The organism is Nocardia sp. NBC_00881 (genome assembly GCF_045207455.1).
Taxonomy (GTDB): Bacteria; Actinomycetota; Actinomycetes; order Mycobacteriales; family Mycobacteriaceae; genus Nocardia.
Genome location: NZ_CP108798.1, coordinates 2,159,872 through 2,176,474 on the forward strand (window position 1 = coordinate 2,159,872; position 16,603 = coordinate 2,176,474).

General features: G+C 67.0%; 1 protein-coding gene. It reads right to left on the reverse strand.

Annotated elements, in window-relative coordinates; all coding sequences use genetic code 11:
* Positions 1-5 precede the first annotated feature (5 nt).
* Positions 6-16,556 carry an SDR family NAD(P)-dependent oxidoreductase gene (locus OH799_RS08390; protein WP_406277458.1) on the reverse strand — a complete coding sequence of 5,517 codons (16,551 nt, stop codon included), beginning with the start codon at positions 16,554-16,556 and terminating at the stop codon, positions 6-8.
* Between the last annotated feature and the right edge of the window lie 47 nt (positions 16,557-16,603).

The window sequence follows — 16,603 nt, forward strand, 5'->3', positions numbered from 1 at the left end:
TTACTTCAGCTGAGGTGGTCGATGAAATCGAAAAGCTCGCGGTCGTCTGCGTTTTCGAGGGTGTCGGCGTTGCCACCCGGATCGATCTCGCCGGCGTCCTTGCCCTCGAGCTTGCGCAACAACGCGGTCAACCTGCCTGCGATGTCCGAACGGTCCGCGGGCGACAGCTCGGCCGCGGCGCAACTACTTGTCAGCGATTCGATCTCGGCCGCGATCCGCTCCGCGGGGTCATCGACCGGAACGATCTCCTGGCGGATAAAGCCAGACAGCGCCTCCGGGGTGGGATAGTCGAACATCGCAGTCGGCGACAACTGCACGCCGACAGCCGATTTCAGCCGGTTACGGAATTCCATCACGCCTAGCGAGTCGAAACCGAGATCTTTGAACGGCTTGTCCGGAGCGGTCGAGTCCGCCCCATTGCGTCCCAGGACGGCCGCGGCCTGGACCCGGATCACGTCGAGGATGACCCGTTCCTGCTCGACTGTCGAGCGGCCGAGCAGTTGCGCCGCCAGATTCGGCGATCCGCTCTGCTCTCCGGCCACGCGGCGGTGCGATGGCCGCGACAGGCCGCGCATGACCGTGCGAACATCACCGGGATCTGTCTCGGCGAGAGCGTCCCGATCGAGCCGGACCGCCACGAACGCCGATCGCCCGCCCTCCAATGCCGCGTCGAACAGCGACATGCCCTGCTCCTCGCCCAGCGGAAGAAACCCTTCACGCCGCAACCGGGCGAAGTCCGCCTCCGCCAGTCCGCTGGTCATGCCACCGCTCTGCTGCCAGGGCCCCCATACCACCGACGTCGCGGGCAGACCGGTCACATGCCGGTGTTGCGCCAACGCATCGAGGAAGACGTTGGCGGCGGCATAGTTGGCCTGCCCCGGATTACCGATCACACCCGCGATCGAGGAATACAACACGAACACCGACAGATCCAGGTCCTTGGTCGCCTCATGTAGATTCCACGCCGCGTCCACCTTCGGCCGCAGCACCTCCGCGATCTGCTCCGGCGTCATGGTGGCCAGCAGGCCATCGGCCAACACACCCGCGGCATGCACGACGCCGGTCAACGGATGCTCCGCCGGTATCGCCGCCAACACCGCCTCCAACGCGACCCGGTCGGCCGCATCACAAGCGACCACGTCCACCTGCGCGCCGAGCGCGACAAGCTCAGCTCGCAGTTCGTCCGCACCGGGGGTGTCCGGACCACGCCTGCCCGCCAACACCAATCTGCGAATACCGTGCTCGGTGATCAGGTGCCGCGCGACCACCGCACCCAGGCCCCCGGTACCACCGGTGATCAGCACGGTGCCCTCGGCCCGCAACGGCGTCGGCACAGTCAGGACATTCTTGCCGATGTGCCGGGCTTGGCTGAGGTACCGGAAGGCCTCGGGCGCCTGCCGCAGGTCCCACGCGGTGGTCGCAGACGGCGCCAACATCCCGGCGTCGAAGAGTTCGACGAGAGCCGCCAGGATCTCGTGCAGCCGATCCGGACCCACGTCCATCAGCATGAAACTGTGGTAGCTCACCCCCGGGTGTTCGCCGGCCACCTCGGCCGGATCACGCCGATCGATCATCCCCATCTCCACGAACCGACCGCCGCGCGGCAACAAACGCAACGACGCGTCCACGAATTCGCCGGCCAGCGAATCCAGCACGATATCCACACCGCGACCGTCGGTAACCTCGAGGAACTTCCGCTCGAAATCCAGAGTGCGCGAGTCACCGATCTCCGAATCGTCGAACCCCATATCACGCAGCACATTCCACTTGGGCTCACTCGCGGTGACCAGCAGCCGCAACCCCAGATGCCGCGCGAGCTGCACAGCAGCCATCCCGACACCGCCGGTAGCCGCATGCAGCAACAGGGTCTCACCAGGTTGCGCCCCAGCCAAGTCGACCAGGCCGTAATAGGCGGTCGCATACACAATCGGCACCGCAGCGGCCTGCGCGAACGACCAACCACGCGGCATCCGCGCAAGCAACCGGGCATCGGCCACCGCAACCGACCCGACACCCGCGATCAACCCGAAAACCCGATCCCCAGGGGCGAATTCAGTCACATCAGGGGCAACCTCCACCACGATTCCGGCCCCTTCACCACCGATACGACCATTCGCGTCGGGATAGGTGCCGAGCGCGATCAACACATCTCGAAAGTTGAGACCAACCGCCCTCACACTCACCCGAACCTGCCCAGCCGCGAGCGGCTCCGCCACACCCGTATCATCGACCAGGCCGAAGTTGTCTCCGGTCAATGTGCCCTTACCCCGCAGCGTCAACGCCCAGGCCGAGGTGTTTCGCGACCCGACCTCGAGCGAATCCGAGCCGCCGAGGTTCAGCCGCGGTGCATGCGCCGACCCGCGCCGCACGGCCAGCTGTGGTTCACCAGAGAGGGTCGATGCCAGTGCCACGGCGTTCCGATAGTCGGCCCAGTCGTCGAGGTCCACGAGGACGATCCGGTCCGGGTTCTCGGTCTGCGCGGTGCGCAGCAGACCCCACGCCGCCGCCGCAGGCAGGTCCACCGGCTCACCGGGATGCACCGCCACCGCCTGCCGGGACACCACCACGACGAGCCGGTCTCCCGTCAGCAGGCGTTGCACACGCGCCGCCAGCGCGGTCACCGAATCCCGCACCGTCGCAGGGAGATCACCGTCGACGTCCGCCTCGATCCGCAGCACGGTCACGACCCGTCCCGCAATCGTGACGGTTTCACCGTCCTCGGCAGAGCTCCAGGCTGCGGCTACGGCGAGTTCGCCCGCGGGCGCGGGGAGCGCGACCCAGTCAATGCCGTAACCGCCAGCGGCGGTCCGTTGCTGCGCCGGTCCGATCGTGTCGGTCGACAGCGGCCGCAGTGTCAACGCCTCCACCTCGGCCACGGCCATGCCCGCCGGATCGGCGAAGGTCACCGCGATCCGCTCGCCTCCCGGCGAGCCGGTCACGGCCGCGCGGACGCGCAGTGCGCTCGCCCCCGTCGCGTGCAGCGCGACGTTCTCCCAGGAGAACGGAACGGCGACCTCACCGGCCCGCGTGCCGGGAACCAGCTCACCGAGCAGAATCGCGTGCAACGCGGCATCCAGCAATGCCGGATGCACGCCGAATTCGACGGCCCCCGATCCGGCGGACTCCGGCAACGCGACCTCCGCGAACACCTCGCTGTCGCGCCGCCACAGGGCGGTCAGTCCCCGGAACGCCGGTCCGTACTCATAGCCCCGCTCGGCCAGATCCGCGTAGGCGTCCTCGATCGCTATCGCCGTCGCACCGGTCGGCGGCCAACTCACCAAACTGATGTCCACCGACGGCGCGTCCGACCCGGCAATTGCCGATGCGACCGCATGACGGACCCACTGTGATCGGTCACCGTCGCTGTGCTCGGCTCGATTGGATTCGTCGTCGCCGCGTGAGCGCGAGTACACCGACACTGTCCGCACGCCCGTCTCATCCGGTCCGCCCGCCACCACCCGCAGCTCGATGGTTCCGGCGGACGGCACCGGCAGGGGCGCCTCGATCACCAGCTCCGCCAGTCGCGGGCACTCCACCATCGTCCCCACGTGCAGCGCCAGCTCCACGAAGGCGGCGCCGGGCAGCAATGTCACTCCGGCGACAGCATGGTCGGCCAGCCACGGATGACCGGCTTGCGACAGCCTGCCGGTGAACACCACGTCCTGGGAATCCGGCAGCCGCACCATCGCGCCCAACAGTGGATGTCCCGCATCGTCGAGGCCCGACTGCCACACGTCCGGCACGCCGACCGGCCGCAACCAGTACCGCTGGTGCTGGAACGCATACGTGGGCAGCGACACCCGATTCCCGGCGCGGCCGGCGAACAACGGCGTCCAGTCCACCCGGACTCCCGCGACATGTGCTCGCGCCAGCGCGGACACGAACTGGGTCGGCTCGTCGGTCGAGCGTCGACTGGCCGCGATCACTGTCGAGCGGGCCTCGATGTCCGAAGTCTCGGCAAGGCATTGCCGAGTCATCGCGGACAGCACCGCATCCGGTCCGATCTCCACAAACCGCCGCACCCCCGCCTCGACCAGGGTGTCGATCCCCGGCGCGAACCGCACACAGCCACGCACCTGCTCGACCCAGTAGCCGGGGTCGGTCAGCTCGGCACCGACCACGACTCCCGAAACGTTCGACACGATAGGGACGGTCGGCTGGTGATAGGTCAAACCTTCAGTCACACCCCGGAACTCATCGAGCATCGGCTCCATCAACACCGAATGGAACGCATGACTGACCCGCAACCGGGAAGTCTTCACCCCCTCCACCGCAAGCTTGTCCTCGATCATGCCGATCGCGAACACATCCCCGGACAACACCACCGACGACGGACCATTCACCGCCGCCATCGACACCTGGTCGGCGAACTCGGCCGCCACCGTGGCCACCCGGTCCTCGGATACCGCCACCGCCAGCATCGCCCCGCCTTGCGGCAGCGCCCCCATCAACCGCCCGCGTGCCACCACCAGGGCGCACGCGTCCTCGAGCGACCACACCCCCGCCACATACGCGGCGGCCAGCTCCCCGATCGAATGTCCGATCAGCACGTCCGGCACCACACCGAACGACTCCATCAATCGGAACAACGCCACCTCGAACGCGAACAACGCAGGTTGCGTAAACTCCGTGAGGTCCAACAGTGCCGCGTTACTCGGATCGAACACCAGGTCCTTCAGCGACCAGTCGAGCAGCGGATCGATATGGGCGCACACCTCGTCGAACGCCGCCGCGAACACATCGAACGCCGCGTACAACCCCGCACCCATACCGGTCCGTTGCGCACCTTGCCCAGTGAACAGAAACGCCGTCTTGCCAGAACCCACAACTCGCTCGACTACGCCGGAAGACGCCGTGCCTACTGCCAGATCCGCTAGACCGGAAAGCAACTCGTCCCAGTCCGCGCCGACAATCGCGGCCCGGTATTCCAGCTGGGACCGGAAGTCCACCAGCGAATAAGCAACATCTCGCACGTCCGCGTCGGGATTGTCCATCGCCCACCGCCGCAGTCGATCCGCCTGCGCCCGCAGACCCGAAGTGGAAGCCGCCGACACCAGCCACGGCGCGGCCACCGAGGGGCGGAACGCGGGCTGCGGCACCGGGACTTGCTGGGGTGGCGCCTCTTCCAGGATGGCGTGGGCGTTTGTGCCGCTGATACCGAACGACGACACCCCGGCACGGCGAACGCGCCCGTTGCGTGGCCACGGCTGGGCCTCGCTCAACACCTCGACAGCGCCTTCCGACCAGTCCACGTGCGGGCTCCGCTCATCCGCATGGAGTGTCTTCGGCAGCGTTTCGTGCCGCAGCGCCTGCACCATCTTGATCACGCCGCCGACACCTGACGCGGCCACGGTGTGCCCGATGTTCGACTTCAATGACCCGATCCGCAGCGGTTGCGCCGCACGGTTCTGCCCGTATGCGCGTATCAGCGCCTGCACCTCGATCGGATCACCCAATGGCGTCCCGGTGCCGTGGGCCTCCACCGCATCCACATCCGACGGCTCGAGTCCGGCATTCGCCAACGCCGCCGCGATCACCCGCTCCTGCGACGGACCGTTCGGCGCCGTCAAACCATTGCTCGCACCATCCTGATTCACCGCTGTCCCGCGCACCACGGCCAGGACATCGTGCCCGAGCCGCCGGGCATCCGACAGGCGCTCGAGCACCAGCATCCCGACGCCCTCGGAGAAAGCAACCCCATCGGCCGCCGCAGAAAAAGACTTGCACCGTCCATCGGGCGACAAGCCACGCTGCCGCGCGAAATCGACGTAGAGATAGGGACTGGCCGCGACCGTCACACCACCCGCCAACGCCAGCGAGCTCTCCCCCTGCCGCAACGCTTGACAGGCCTGATGCAGCGCGACCAACGACGACGAACACGCGGTGTCCACGGTGACCGCAGGCCCCTCGAGGCCCAAGACGTAGGCCACCCGGCCGGAGATCACACTGCTTTGGGTGCCGGTAAGCCGATAGCCCTCCAGGTCACCCGTCACCCGATCGACGTAGCCCGAGAAGATCGCCCCGGCGAACACTCCGGTGTCGCTGCCGCGCAACGAGGCCGGGTCGATGCCCGCATCCTCCAACGCCTCCCAGGATGCTTCCAGCAACTGACGTTGCTGCGGGTCCATCGAGGACGCCTCCCGCGGGCTGATGCCGAAGAAACCGGCATCGAAACCACCGACATCGTCGAGGAATCCGCCGCGACGAGTGTAGGTGGTGCCAGGCTTGTCCGAATCCTGATCGAACAATCGCTCCAGATCCCAACCCCGATCCGACGGGAAACCAGCTGTAGCGTCGGTCCCGGAAACAAGGAGACCCCACAGCCCGTCTGGGGATGCCACCCCACCGGGGAACCGACAGCTCATCCCCACGATGGCGATCGGCTCATCCGCCCGAACCCGGGACACGGCCTTCTTGACCGGTTCGCCCACCGTTTTCGGTTCGACGCGGGACTGCACCAGCCTCGCCACTGCCGCCGAGGTCGGATAGTCGAACACCAGTGTGGACGGCAACTGCACACCTATGGCCTTGCCCAACCGGTTACGGAACTCCACGCCCGTCAGTGAATCGAATCCCAGTTCGTTGAACGGCGCCGCCGGATCGATCGTGTCCCCGGACTGATGCCCGAGGCTGGCAGCCACGTGCTCCCGGACGACGGCCAGCACAACACTCTCACGGTCGGGTTCGGGTGTGGCGGCGAGCCGCCTCGCCAACGACCCCGCACTGCTGGCGTGGCGCACCGCGGGAACGGTGACCAGGGAGCTGAGCGCTCTGGGCAGCGACCCGGAGGCGGCCTGCGTGGTAAGCGCCGCCACGTCGAGACGCACCCCGGCGGTCATCGGGACACCGACTGTGAGGGCCGAGTCGAGCAGCGACATTCCGTCGTTCTCATCGAGCGGGATCAAACCTTCGCGTCGCATGCGCGCGAAGTCGGCCTCGGTGATGGTGCTGGTCATGCCGCTGGTCCCGCGCCACGGACCCCACGCCACCGACGTCGCGGGCAGCCCGGCGCGGTGGCGGTGGTGGGCCAACGCGTCGAGGAAGACATTAGCTGCGGCGTAGTTGGCCTGGCCTGGATTGCCGAGTGTGCCAGCGATGGAGGAGTAGAGCACGAATATCGACAGATCCTGATCCTTGGTGGCTTCGTGCAGATTCCATGCGGCATCCACCTTCGGGCGCAACACCGTCGCGAACTGCTCCGGTGTCATGTCGGCCAACAAACCATCGGCCAACACTCCCGCGGTGTGCACGACACCGGTCAGTGGGTACTCCGTAGGGATTCCCGCCAATAATTCATCCAGCGCCGCCCGGTCGGCCACATCACACGCCACCACATCGACCTGCGCACCGAGCCCGGTCAGTTCGGCCGTCAGCTCGGTGATACCAGGCGCGGCCCAACCACGCCGACTGGCCAACACCAGCCTCCGCACCCCGTGCGCGGTGACGAGGTGTCGAGCCGTCACCGCACCCAACCCACCGGTACCACCCGTAACCAGCACCGTGCCCTCAGGTCGCAACGGGGCAGGAATGGTGAGCACGTTCTTGCCGATATGCCGGGCCTGACTCAAGTACCGGAACGCTTCCGGTACCTGCCGTAGATCCCACCCCGTGACCGGCGGCAGCCCCAACACGCCGGTATCGAACAAACCGACGAGAACACTCAAAATCTCGCGCACCCGATCCGCGCTGATCTCGTTGAGGTGGAAACCCCGGTAGTGCACGCCCGGATGCTGCTCGGCGACCTCACCGGGGTCGCGGCGATCGATCAATCCCATCTCCAGGAACCGTCCACCGCGTGGCAACAGTCGCAGCGACGCGTCCACGAATTCACCTGCCAGCGAATCCAACACGATATCGACACCGCGTCCGTCGGTGAGTTCCAGGAACTTGCGCTCGAAGTCCAGGGTGCGGGAATCCCCGATCACCGCATCGTCGAATCCCATACTCCGCAGCACATCCCATTTGGGTTGGCTGGCGGTCACCAACAGCCGTAAACCCAGATGGCGCGCCAACTGGACAGCAGCTGTGCCCACACCACCGGTCGCGGCGTGCAGCAGCAACGTTTCCTCGGGTTTGGCCTCCGCTAAATCGACCAAGCCGTAATACGCCGTCACGAACACCACCGGTACGGCGGCGGCCTGCGCGAACGACCAGCCCTGCGGCATCGGGGCCAGCATCCTGTGGTCGGTCACCACTACCGAACCGATATCGGCGACGAACCCGAAAACCCGGTCACCCGCCGCGAATTCGGTGACGTCGGAGGCCACCTCCAACACCACACCCGCACCCTCACCACCGATCACGGCATCGGTGTCCGGATACATACCCAACGCGATCAGCACGTCCCGGAAGTTGATACCCGCCGCGCGCAGGCCCACCCGAACCTGCCCGGGCTGCAGCGGCCCCAGCGTGGCGGGCGTTTCGACCAGAGCGAGGTTGTCACCGGTCAAAGTACCCTTGCCGAGCTGGGTCAACGCCCACGCTGGAGCGTGTAGCAGGTCACTCGCACCGACCATATCGCCGACACCACGACTCAACCGCGCCGCATACGGCACACCCTGCCGCAACGCCAGCTGAGGTTCGTCCGCGATGGCCAACGCAACAGCCACGCCGACGCGATAGTCCTGCCAACGGTCCACATCGACGATCGCGATCCGGCCGGGATTCTCGTTTTGTCCGCTCCGGAGCAAACCCCACACCGCCGCACCGGCCGGATCCACCGATTCACCGGCATCCACCGTGACCGCACCCCTGGTCACGACCAGGATCCGCTCATGCTCCGTCAGCAGCTCCCGCACCCGCGCCGCTACCTCGACAAGCCGACCGTGAACCGCATCCGGCACATCCCCACCCGCACCCGCGTCCTCGACTCGCAACACAGCCACCGGCATGCCGTCGACGATCACCGTCTCACCGGCGTCCATGCTCACCCAATGCTCGTCCGCGATGAGGTCGCTCGGCTCCGGCGCAGGCAACGAAACCCAACGCAGCTGATGCAGGCCGCTACCCGCGGTCGGCGCTTTCGGCGCGCCGAAAGCGCCGACCGGGATCGGACGCAGAGTCAACGCCCCGACTTCGACGACCGGCGCACCCTGAGAGTCGGTGAGCGTCAACGTGATCCGCTGATTACCCGCCTCGGGCCCAGCGGCCCGCAACCGGACCCGCACCGATACGGCACCGACGGCGTGTACGTCGATGTTCTCCCACGAATAAGGCACCAGAACCTCACCCGCCGCGGCAGGCTCGGTCAACCCGCCGAGACCAATCGCGTGCAGCGCCGCGTCCAACAACGCCGGATGCACCACAAACCCGTCCACCGACGACCGCGTCTGCTCCGGCAAAGCCACCTCCGCGAACACCTCATCGCCGAGCCGCCACAATGCCCTCAACCCCTGGAACAATGGTCCATACCCATAACCACGCTCAGCCAATTCCCCGTAGACATCACCCAACGCCACCGGCAATGCCCCAACCGGCGGCCAACTCTCCGTCATTGCTGTCGGCTCGACCTGAGACGACGGCGACTGCGCGACAACAGTTCCGGTCGCATGGCGAACCCACTCGGCCTGATCCGGCTCACCATCGGGTTGCGGACGCGAATACACCGACACGACTCGCGAGCCCGCGTCATCGGGTCCGGCCGCCATCACCCGCAACTCGACCGCACCCACCGGCGGCACAACCAACGGCGCGGCCAGGACCAGTTCGGCCAGTCGCGGACTGCCGACCATCGCCCCGACATGCAACGCCAACTCCACAAACGCCGTCCCCGGCAACAACACCGTCCCACCGATCACATGATCGGCCAACCACGGATGACTCGACAACGACAACCGACCCGTCAACACCACTCCCTCGGAGTCCGGCAACCACACTGCCGCACCCAACAACGGATGCTCCACACCATCCAGACCCGACCCCCGGACATCACCCCCACCAGCCGCGGCAGCCAACCAATACCGCTGGCGCTGGAACGCGTACGTCGGCAATGGAACCCGACGCACCCTGCGGTCGGCGAACAACGGACGCCAATCCACCCGTACACCCGCCACATGAACCTGCGCCAGCGATGTGACGAACTGCGCCACCTCATGAACCGACCGACGAGAAACCGCTGCCACCGACGACACCGCCGCAGTAGCAGGGTTTCCGGCCAGGCACTGGCGCGTCATCGCCGCCAACACCGCATCCGGACCGATCTCGACAAAACACCGCACCCCTGCGGCGACGAGCGCATCCACGCCGGGCGCGAACCGGACACAGCCGCGGACCTGCGCCACCCAGTACTCGGGATCGGTGACCGCGTTCCCGGCGAGTTCGCCGGACTCGTTGGAGACGATCGGCAGTGTCGGCGGCTGGTAGGCGATACTTTCAGCGATGGACCGGTATTCGGCCAGCATCGGATCCATCCGCGCGGAATGAAACGCGTGGCTGACCCGCAGACGATTTGTCTTCACCCTGTCGAATACGAGTTGGCGTTCGATCTCGTCGATGGCGTCGGCATCTCCGGACAGCACCGTCGAGAATGGATCGTTCACCGCCGCGATCGACACCCGGTCGGCGAAATCGGTGACGATGTCGGCCGCGTATTGTTCGGTGATCGCCACGGCGAGCATCGCGCCGCCCGCGGGTAGCGCGCCCATCAACCGTCCCCGAGCCGCCACCAGCGCGCATGCGTCTGTCAGCGACCACACGCCAGCCACATACGCGGCTGCCAACTCCCCGATCGAGTGCCCGATCAACACATTCGGTATGACACCGAAGGATTCGATCAGCCGGAACAACGCCACCTCGAACGCGAACAGCGCCGGTTGGGTGAACTCGGTGCGGTCCAACAATCCTTCGGTGTCGGCGAACATCAACTCCCGCAACGAGCTCCCGACCAAGGGGTCGAACTGGGCGCACACCTCGTCGAACGCCGCCGCGAACACGTCGAACGCCGCGTACAACCCCGCACCCATACCGGCGCGCTGCGCCCCTTGGCCGGTGAACAGGAAAGCTGTCTTACCTGCTGTGATCTGCCCCGTGATGACGGCGGACGCCGCGTGGCCCGCGGCGATATCCGCGAGGCCCGCCAACAACTGTTCCCGATCGCCGCCGACTACCGCGCCACGGTGATCGAAATGCCCCCGCGCCTCGATCAACGAATGCGCGGTGCTCCAGATTTCGACCTCCGGTCGGTCGATCAGCCACCGCCGCAAGCGACCCGCCTGTGCACGTAACGCGTCGTCGGATTTGGCCGAGATCAGCAGCGGAACCACCTCGCCGACTGCGGCGAGTTCGGGATCGCCGGGGGAGCCTTCGTCGTGCGACGGTGCGGTCGGTGGTGCTTGTTCGAGAATCACATGCGCGTTGGTGCCGCTGATCCCGAATGACGACACCCCGGCCCGGCGCACCCGCCCATTCGCGAGCCAGGGCTCGGCTTCGGTCAACAGCCGCACCGATCCCGCGGACCAGTCCACATGTGGTGTCGGCGCGTCGACATGCAGTGTTTTCGGCAGTGTTTCGTGCCGCAAAGCCGCAACCATCTTGATCACACCACCGATGCCCGCGGCAGCGACGGCGTGCCCGATGTTCGACTTCACCGACCCGATCCGTAACGGCTGCTCGCGATCCCGCCCATAGCCGGCGATCAGTGCCTGCGCCTCGATCGGATCACCCAACCTCGTTCCGGTGCCGTGCGCCTCTACCGCATCCACATCCGATGGCTCCAGGCCGGCACTGGCCAACGCCGCCGCGATCACCCGCTCCTGCGATGGACCGTTCGGCGCGGTCAAACCATTACTCGCACCGTCCTGATTGATCGCACTGCCCCGCACTACCGCCAACACATTGTGGCCCGAACGCTGCGCGTCCGACAGGCGCTCGACCACCAGCACACCCACACCCTCCGACCACGTCACACCGTCGGCGGCGGCGGCGAACGCCTTGGACCGCCCATCAGCCGCCAACCCCCGCTGACGCGCGAAATCCACGTACAAACTCGGGCTCGCCGCGACACTCACACCACCCGCCAGCACCAACGACGCCTCCCCCTGACGCAGCGCCTGGCAAGCTAGATGCAGCGCGACCAGCGATGACGAGCACGCGGTATCCACCGTGACCGCAGGCCCCTCCAGGCCGAAAACGTAAGCGACACGCCCGGATATCACACTGTGCGACGTCCCGGTCAACCGGAAAGCCTCATACTCGCCGGTCACCCCGCGCGAGTACCCCGACGATGAGGCGCCGACGTACACGCCGGTGTCGGTGCCGCGCAGTGCGGCGGGGTCGATCCCCGCGTCTTCCAATGCTTCCCAGGAGACTTCCAGCATCAGCCGCTGCTGCGGATCCATCGCGGCCGCCTCACGCGGACCGATACCGAAGAATCCCGCGTCGAAAGCGCCCGCATCGGTCAGGAACCCGCCTTCGCGGGTGTACACGGTGCCCGGCTTGTCCGGATCAGGATCGAACAACCGCTCCAAATCCCATCCCCGATCCGACGGGAACGGCGCGATCACATCCCCACCCGCCGCGACGAGGTCCCACAGGTCCTCGACCGACCCGATACCACCCGGAAACCGGCAGCCGATCCCGACGATCGCGATCGGCTCATCGGAGCGAGTCCGGCGGGTCACCCGCGGCACATCCAGATCCACGCCTTCGAGCCGCGAACGCACCAACCGTGCCACCGCCGTAGGGGTCGGGTGGTCGAATATCAACGTCGTCGGCAACCCCACCCCGGTGGCCGCTACTAGGCGATTCCGCAGCGTTTGTCCGCTCAACGAATCGAACCCGAACGCGGTGAACGGCAAATCCGGATGGATGGCCTCGGCCGAATCATGGCCGAGCACCGCCGCCGCCTGCTCGGCCACCACCGCCAACACCAGCGCGTCGCGTTCGTGCCCGGAAACGGCGAACAACCGTGGCGCCAACGGACCCGCCACCACAGCGCGCCGCCTCCGGGTCCGAGAAACAGTGCGCTGCGGCGTCGCCTGCCCCTGCGTGCTTTTATCCGACGAAAGCGCATCCGCAGCCGTAGGCTCGACTGCTTCGAGCACCAGCTGCTTGATAGTGAGGACCGGCTCACCGTCGGCGGCGACGGCCGTGACCCGAACGGTGTCTGGACTCACCCGGTCGATCCGGACCCGCGCCGCGTCGACGCCGTCGCGATAAAGTCGAATACCGTTGAACGCCAACGGCATCACAGCGCCGTCGCCGGTCTCGTCGAGCACCTCCACGCCGACGTGCAGCATCGCATCCAGCAATGCCGGGTGAATGCCGAAACTCCTGTCTCGATCACTTACGCTCTCATCGAGCGATACTTCAGCGAACATCTCTCGACCGCGTCGCCAGGCCGCCGTGACTCCTTGAAACGCCACACCGTAGCCCAAACCGCGGGCGGCCAGCCGGTCGTACAGCTCCTCGGCTGCCACCAGCTCTGCCGCCGCGGGCGGCCAGTCGCCACCCGACCACAACGGCGTGTCGTCGGAATGCGGAGCGAGAACGCCCGTCGCATACTGCCGCCATTGCGGCATGTCGCCTTCGGATGCGGCGGCCCACCCGTCACCCGACCGCTCACTGACGAGTGCGGCGCTGTCAGGACGGGCGTGGATGGTGAATGTCCGGCGCGCGCGGTCGTCCGGCGCGGCGACGCTCACCTGGATGTGCAACGCCACAGTTCGCGGCGGAAGTGGCGACGAGAGCCGCAATTCCGTCACCGAGCCGGCACCCACCCGCGAACCCACACTCAGGGCGGCTTCCAGCCACACGGCGGCAGGCACCGCCGTCGACCCGAAGATCACATGATCGGCAAGCCACGGGTGGGTCTCGGGCGTAAGACGACCGGTGAACAGCCACTCCGCCCGGCCTGCCACCGACACCGCGGCACCCAGCACTGGATGATCCGAAGGTATCAACCCCGCGCGACTCACGTCACCCGGCCCCATGACAGCCACCACCCCCGGCGTCCAGCACCGCCGCCGCTGGAACGCATACGTCGGCAGCTCCACCCGCGCGGCCCGTGCGGCCAACAGATCTGGTGTGACGTCGATGCCGACGCAATGGGCACGTGCCAACGCCGCGGCGAACTGCTCCGGGCCGCCGTGGCCACGCCGCAGTGTGCCCAAAACAGCCACGTGGTCGGCTTTGCCGATCGACTCCGCGGTCAACTCGACGGCGGTGGAAACTACCGGGTGTGGGCTGGTTTCGATAAATGCATTCATCCCCGACCGCATCAGCGTCTCGATCGCTTCGGCGAATCGCACCCGCTCCCGCAGCCCCCGATACCAATACCCCGCATCCAACCCCGCCGTGTCCACGAACTCCGCGGTCACCGTCGAAAAGAACGGAACCGAACCCGCCCTCGGCCGAATCGACGCCAACTCGGCCAGCACCCGATCCCGAATCCGCTCCACCGCCACCGAATGCGACGCGTAATCCACCGGAACCTGCTTCGCCCACACCCCATCGGCCGCACACCCGGCAAGAAACTCCGCCAGCGGACCCGACTCGCCCGATACCACCGTCTGCCCAGGCCCGTTCACCGCCGCCACCGACAACCGACCACCGAACTCACCCAAGCGATCAGCCACCGCGTCCGCCGCCAAACCGACCGACGCCATACCCCCCGACCCCGACAACACCTCCGCGACAGCACGAGACCGCGCCGTCACCACTTGTGCCCCATCGGCCAACGACAACCCGCCGGCCACCACCGCCGCCGCGATTTCGCCCTGCGAATGCCCCACCACCGCGGCCGGCTCCACCCCACCGGCCCGCCACAACCGCGCCAACGACACCAACATCGCGAACAACACCGGCTGCACCACATCCACCCGGTCCAGCGACGCCGCACCCGCCTCCCCGCGCAGCACCCCCGTCAACGACCAATCCACGAACGGCGCCAACGCCGCCTCACACTCCGCGATCGACTCCGCGAACACCCCACCCGACGCCAACAACTCCGCCCCCATCCCCAGCCACTGACTCCCCTGCCCCGGAAATACGAACACCACCCGACGCGACACGGCACGACCCGTCACCACGTAGGGCACGCCCTCGGCCGGTTCCACCGCCGGATCGACCAACGCGGCCAACCCCACACTCATCGTGTCGACATCGTGCCCGACCACCGCGCCCCGCCACTCCAACGGCGTGCGCGAATGGATGAGCGAATACGCCACCTCGGCGGCGTGGGCCTCCGGATGATCGGCCATCCACTCCCGCAACCGAACAGCCTGCCCCCGCAGTGCCTCCGGACTCTGTCCGGACAACACCCACGCCAGAGGTTGCGAGCCGCCCGCGGTTGTGGTCGTTTCGCCCGCAGCCGCGGCAGGCGCTTCCTCCAAAATCACATGCGCGTTCGTGCCACCCATACCGAACGACGACACCCCCGCTCGGCGCACTGCCGCGGCAGACCAGTGCTGCGCCGCGGTCTGCACCCGCAAACCCAGCTCGTCGAGCGGAATCCGCGGATTCGGGATGTGAAAGTTCAGGCTGGGCGCCAGTTGCCGATGCCGCAGGCACAACGCCGTCTTGATCAGGCCGGCGATCCCCGCAGCGCCTTCCAGATGTCCGATGTTCGTCTTGACCGAACCGACGGCCAGCGACGCGCCCTCGGCCCGCCCCACACCATAGGTCTCCCCGAGAGCCGTCGCCTCCACCGGATCGCCCGCTGGCGTGCCGGTTCCGTGCAACTCCACATAATGTACCGACGCCGGTTCCACATCCGCGGCCGCCAGCGCGGCCCGGATGACCGTCGTCTGCGCAGCCACGCTGGGCGCGCTCAACACTTGGCGCTCGTTGCCGCTGTTGACCGCACTGCCACGAATCACGGCGTAGATGCGGTCTCCGTCGGCGACCGCTCGCGCAAGCGGTTTGAGCACGACGATGCCGCCACCTTCACCGCGCACCGTGCCATCCGCGCGTTCATCGAAGGTATAGCACTTCCCCGACGGCGAGTGCGCACCGAATTGTTCATAGCGCTCGCCGCTCAACGGCGAGAGAATGAGATTCAGTCCGCCCGCGAGCGCCACGTCGCATTCACCGCTGCGCAACGATTCGCATGCCAGGTGCACCGCCACCAGCGACGAGGACTGCCCGCTGTCGACGACGATGCTCGGGCCGGTAAATCCGTAGTGATTGGAGATTCGGTTGGCGACGACTCCCCGTCCGACGGCCCACAACGAATGCCTGCCGACGCCGGGTTTGCCTTGCGATGCCACAATTTCGGCGAAATCGGTTCCGGCGCTCCCCAGGAAGACCCCTGCCCGCGCGCCGGTCCGGTCGCGGTAGCCGGCGTCCTCCAACGCCTCCCAACTCAGCTCCAGACCGAGCAGCTGTTGCGGATCGATCGAACGTGCCTCATTCGGGGGCACGCCGAAGAGGTCGGCATCGAATTCCGATGCCGTATCGAGGAATCCGGCCGTCTCGTCGATTTCCGGACGGTCGGCGGGTGCGGAGCCGATGGCATCGCGACCATCGCGCAGCAGCCGCCAGAAGTTTTCGAGGTCGGAAGCGCCCGGCATCCGGCACGACATTCCGACGATGGCGATCTCATTCGCTGATTCGACCATGCGATTCCCTCAATCTAGCCTTATTCGCTGTAAAGGACTATGCGGTA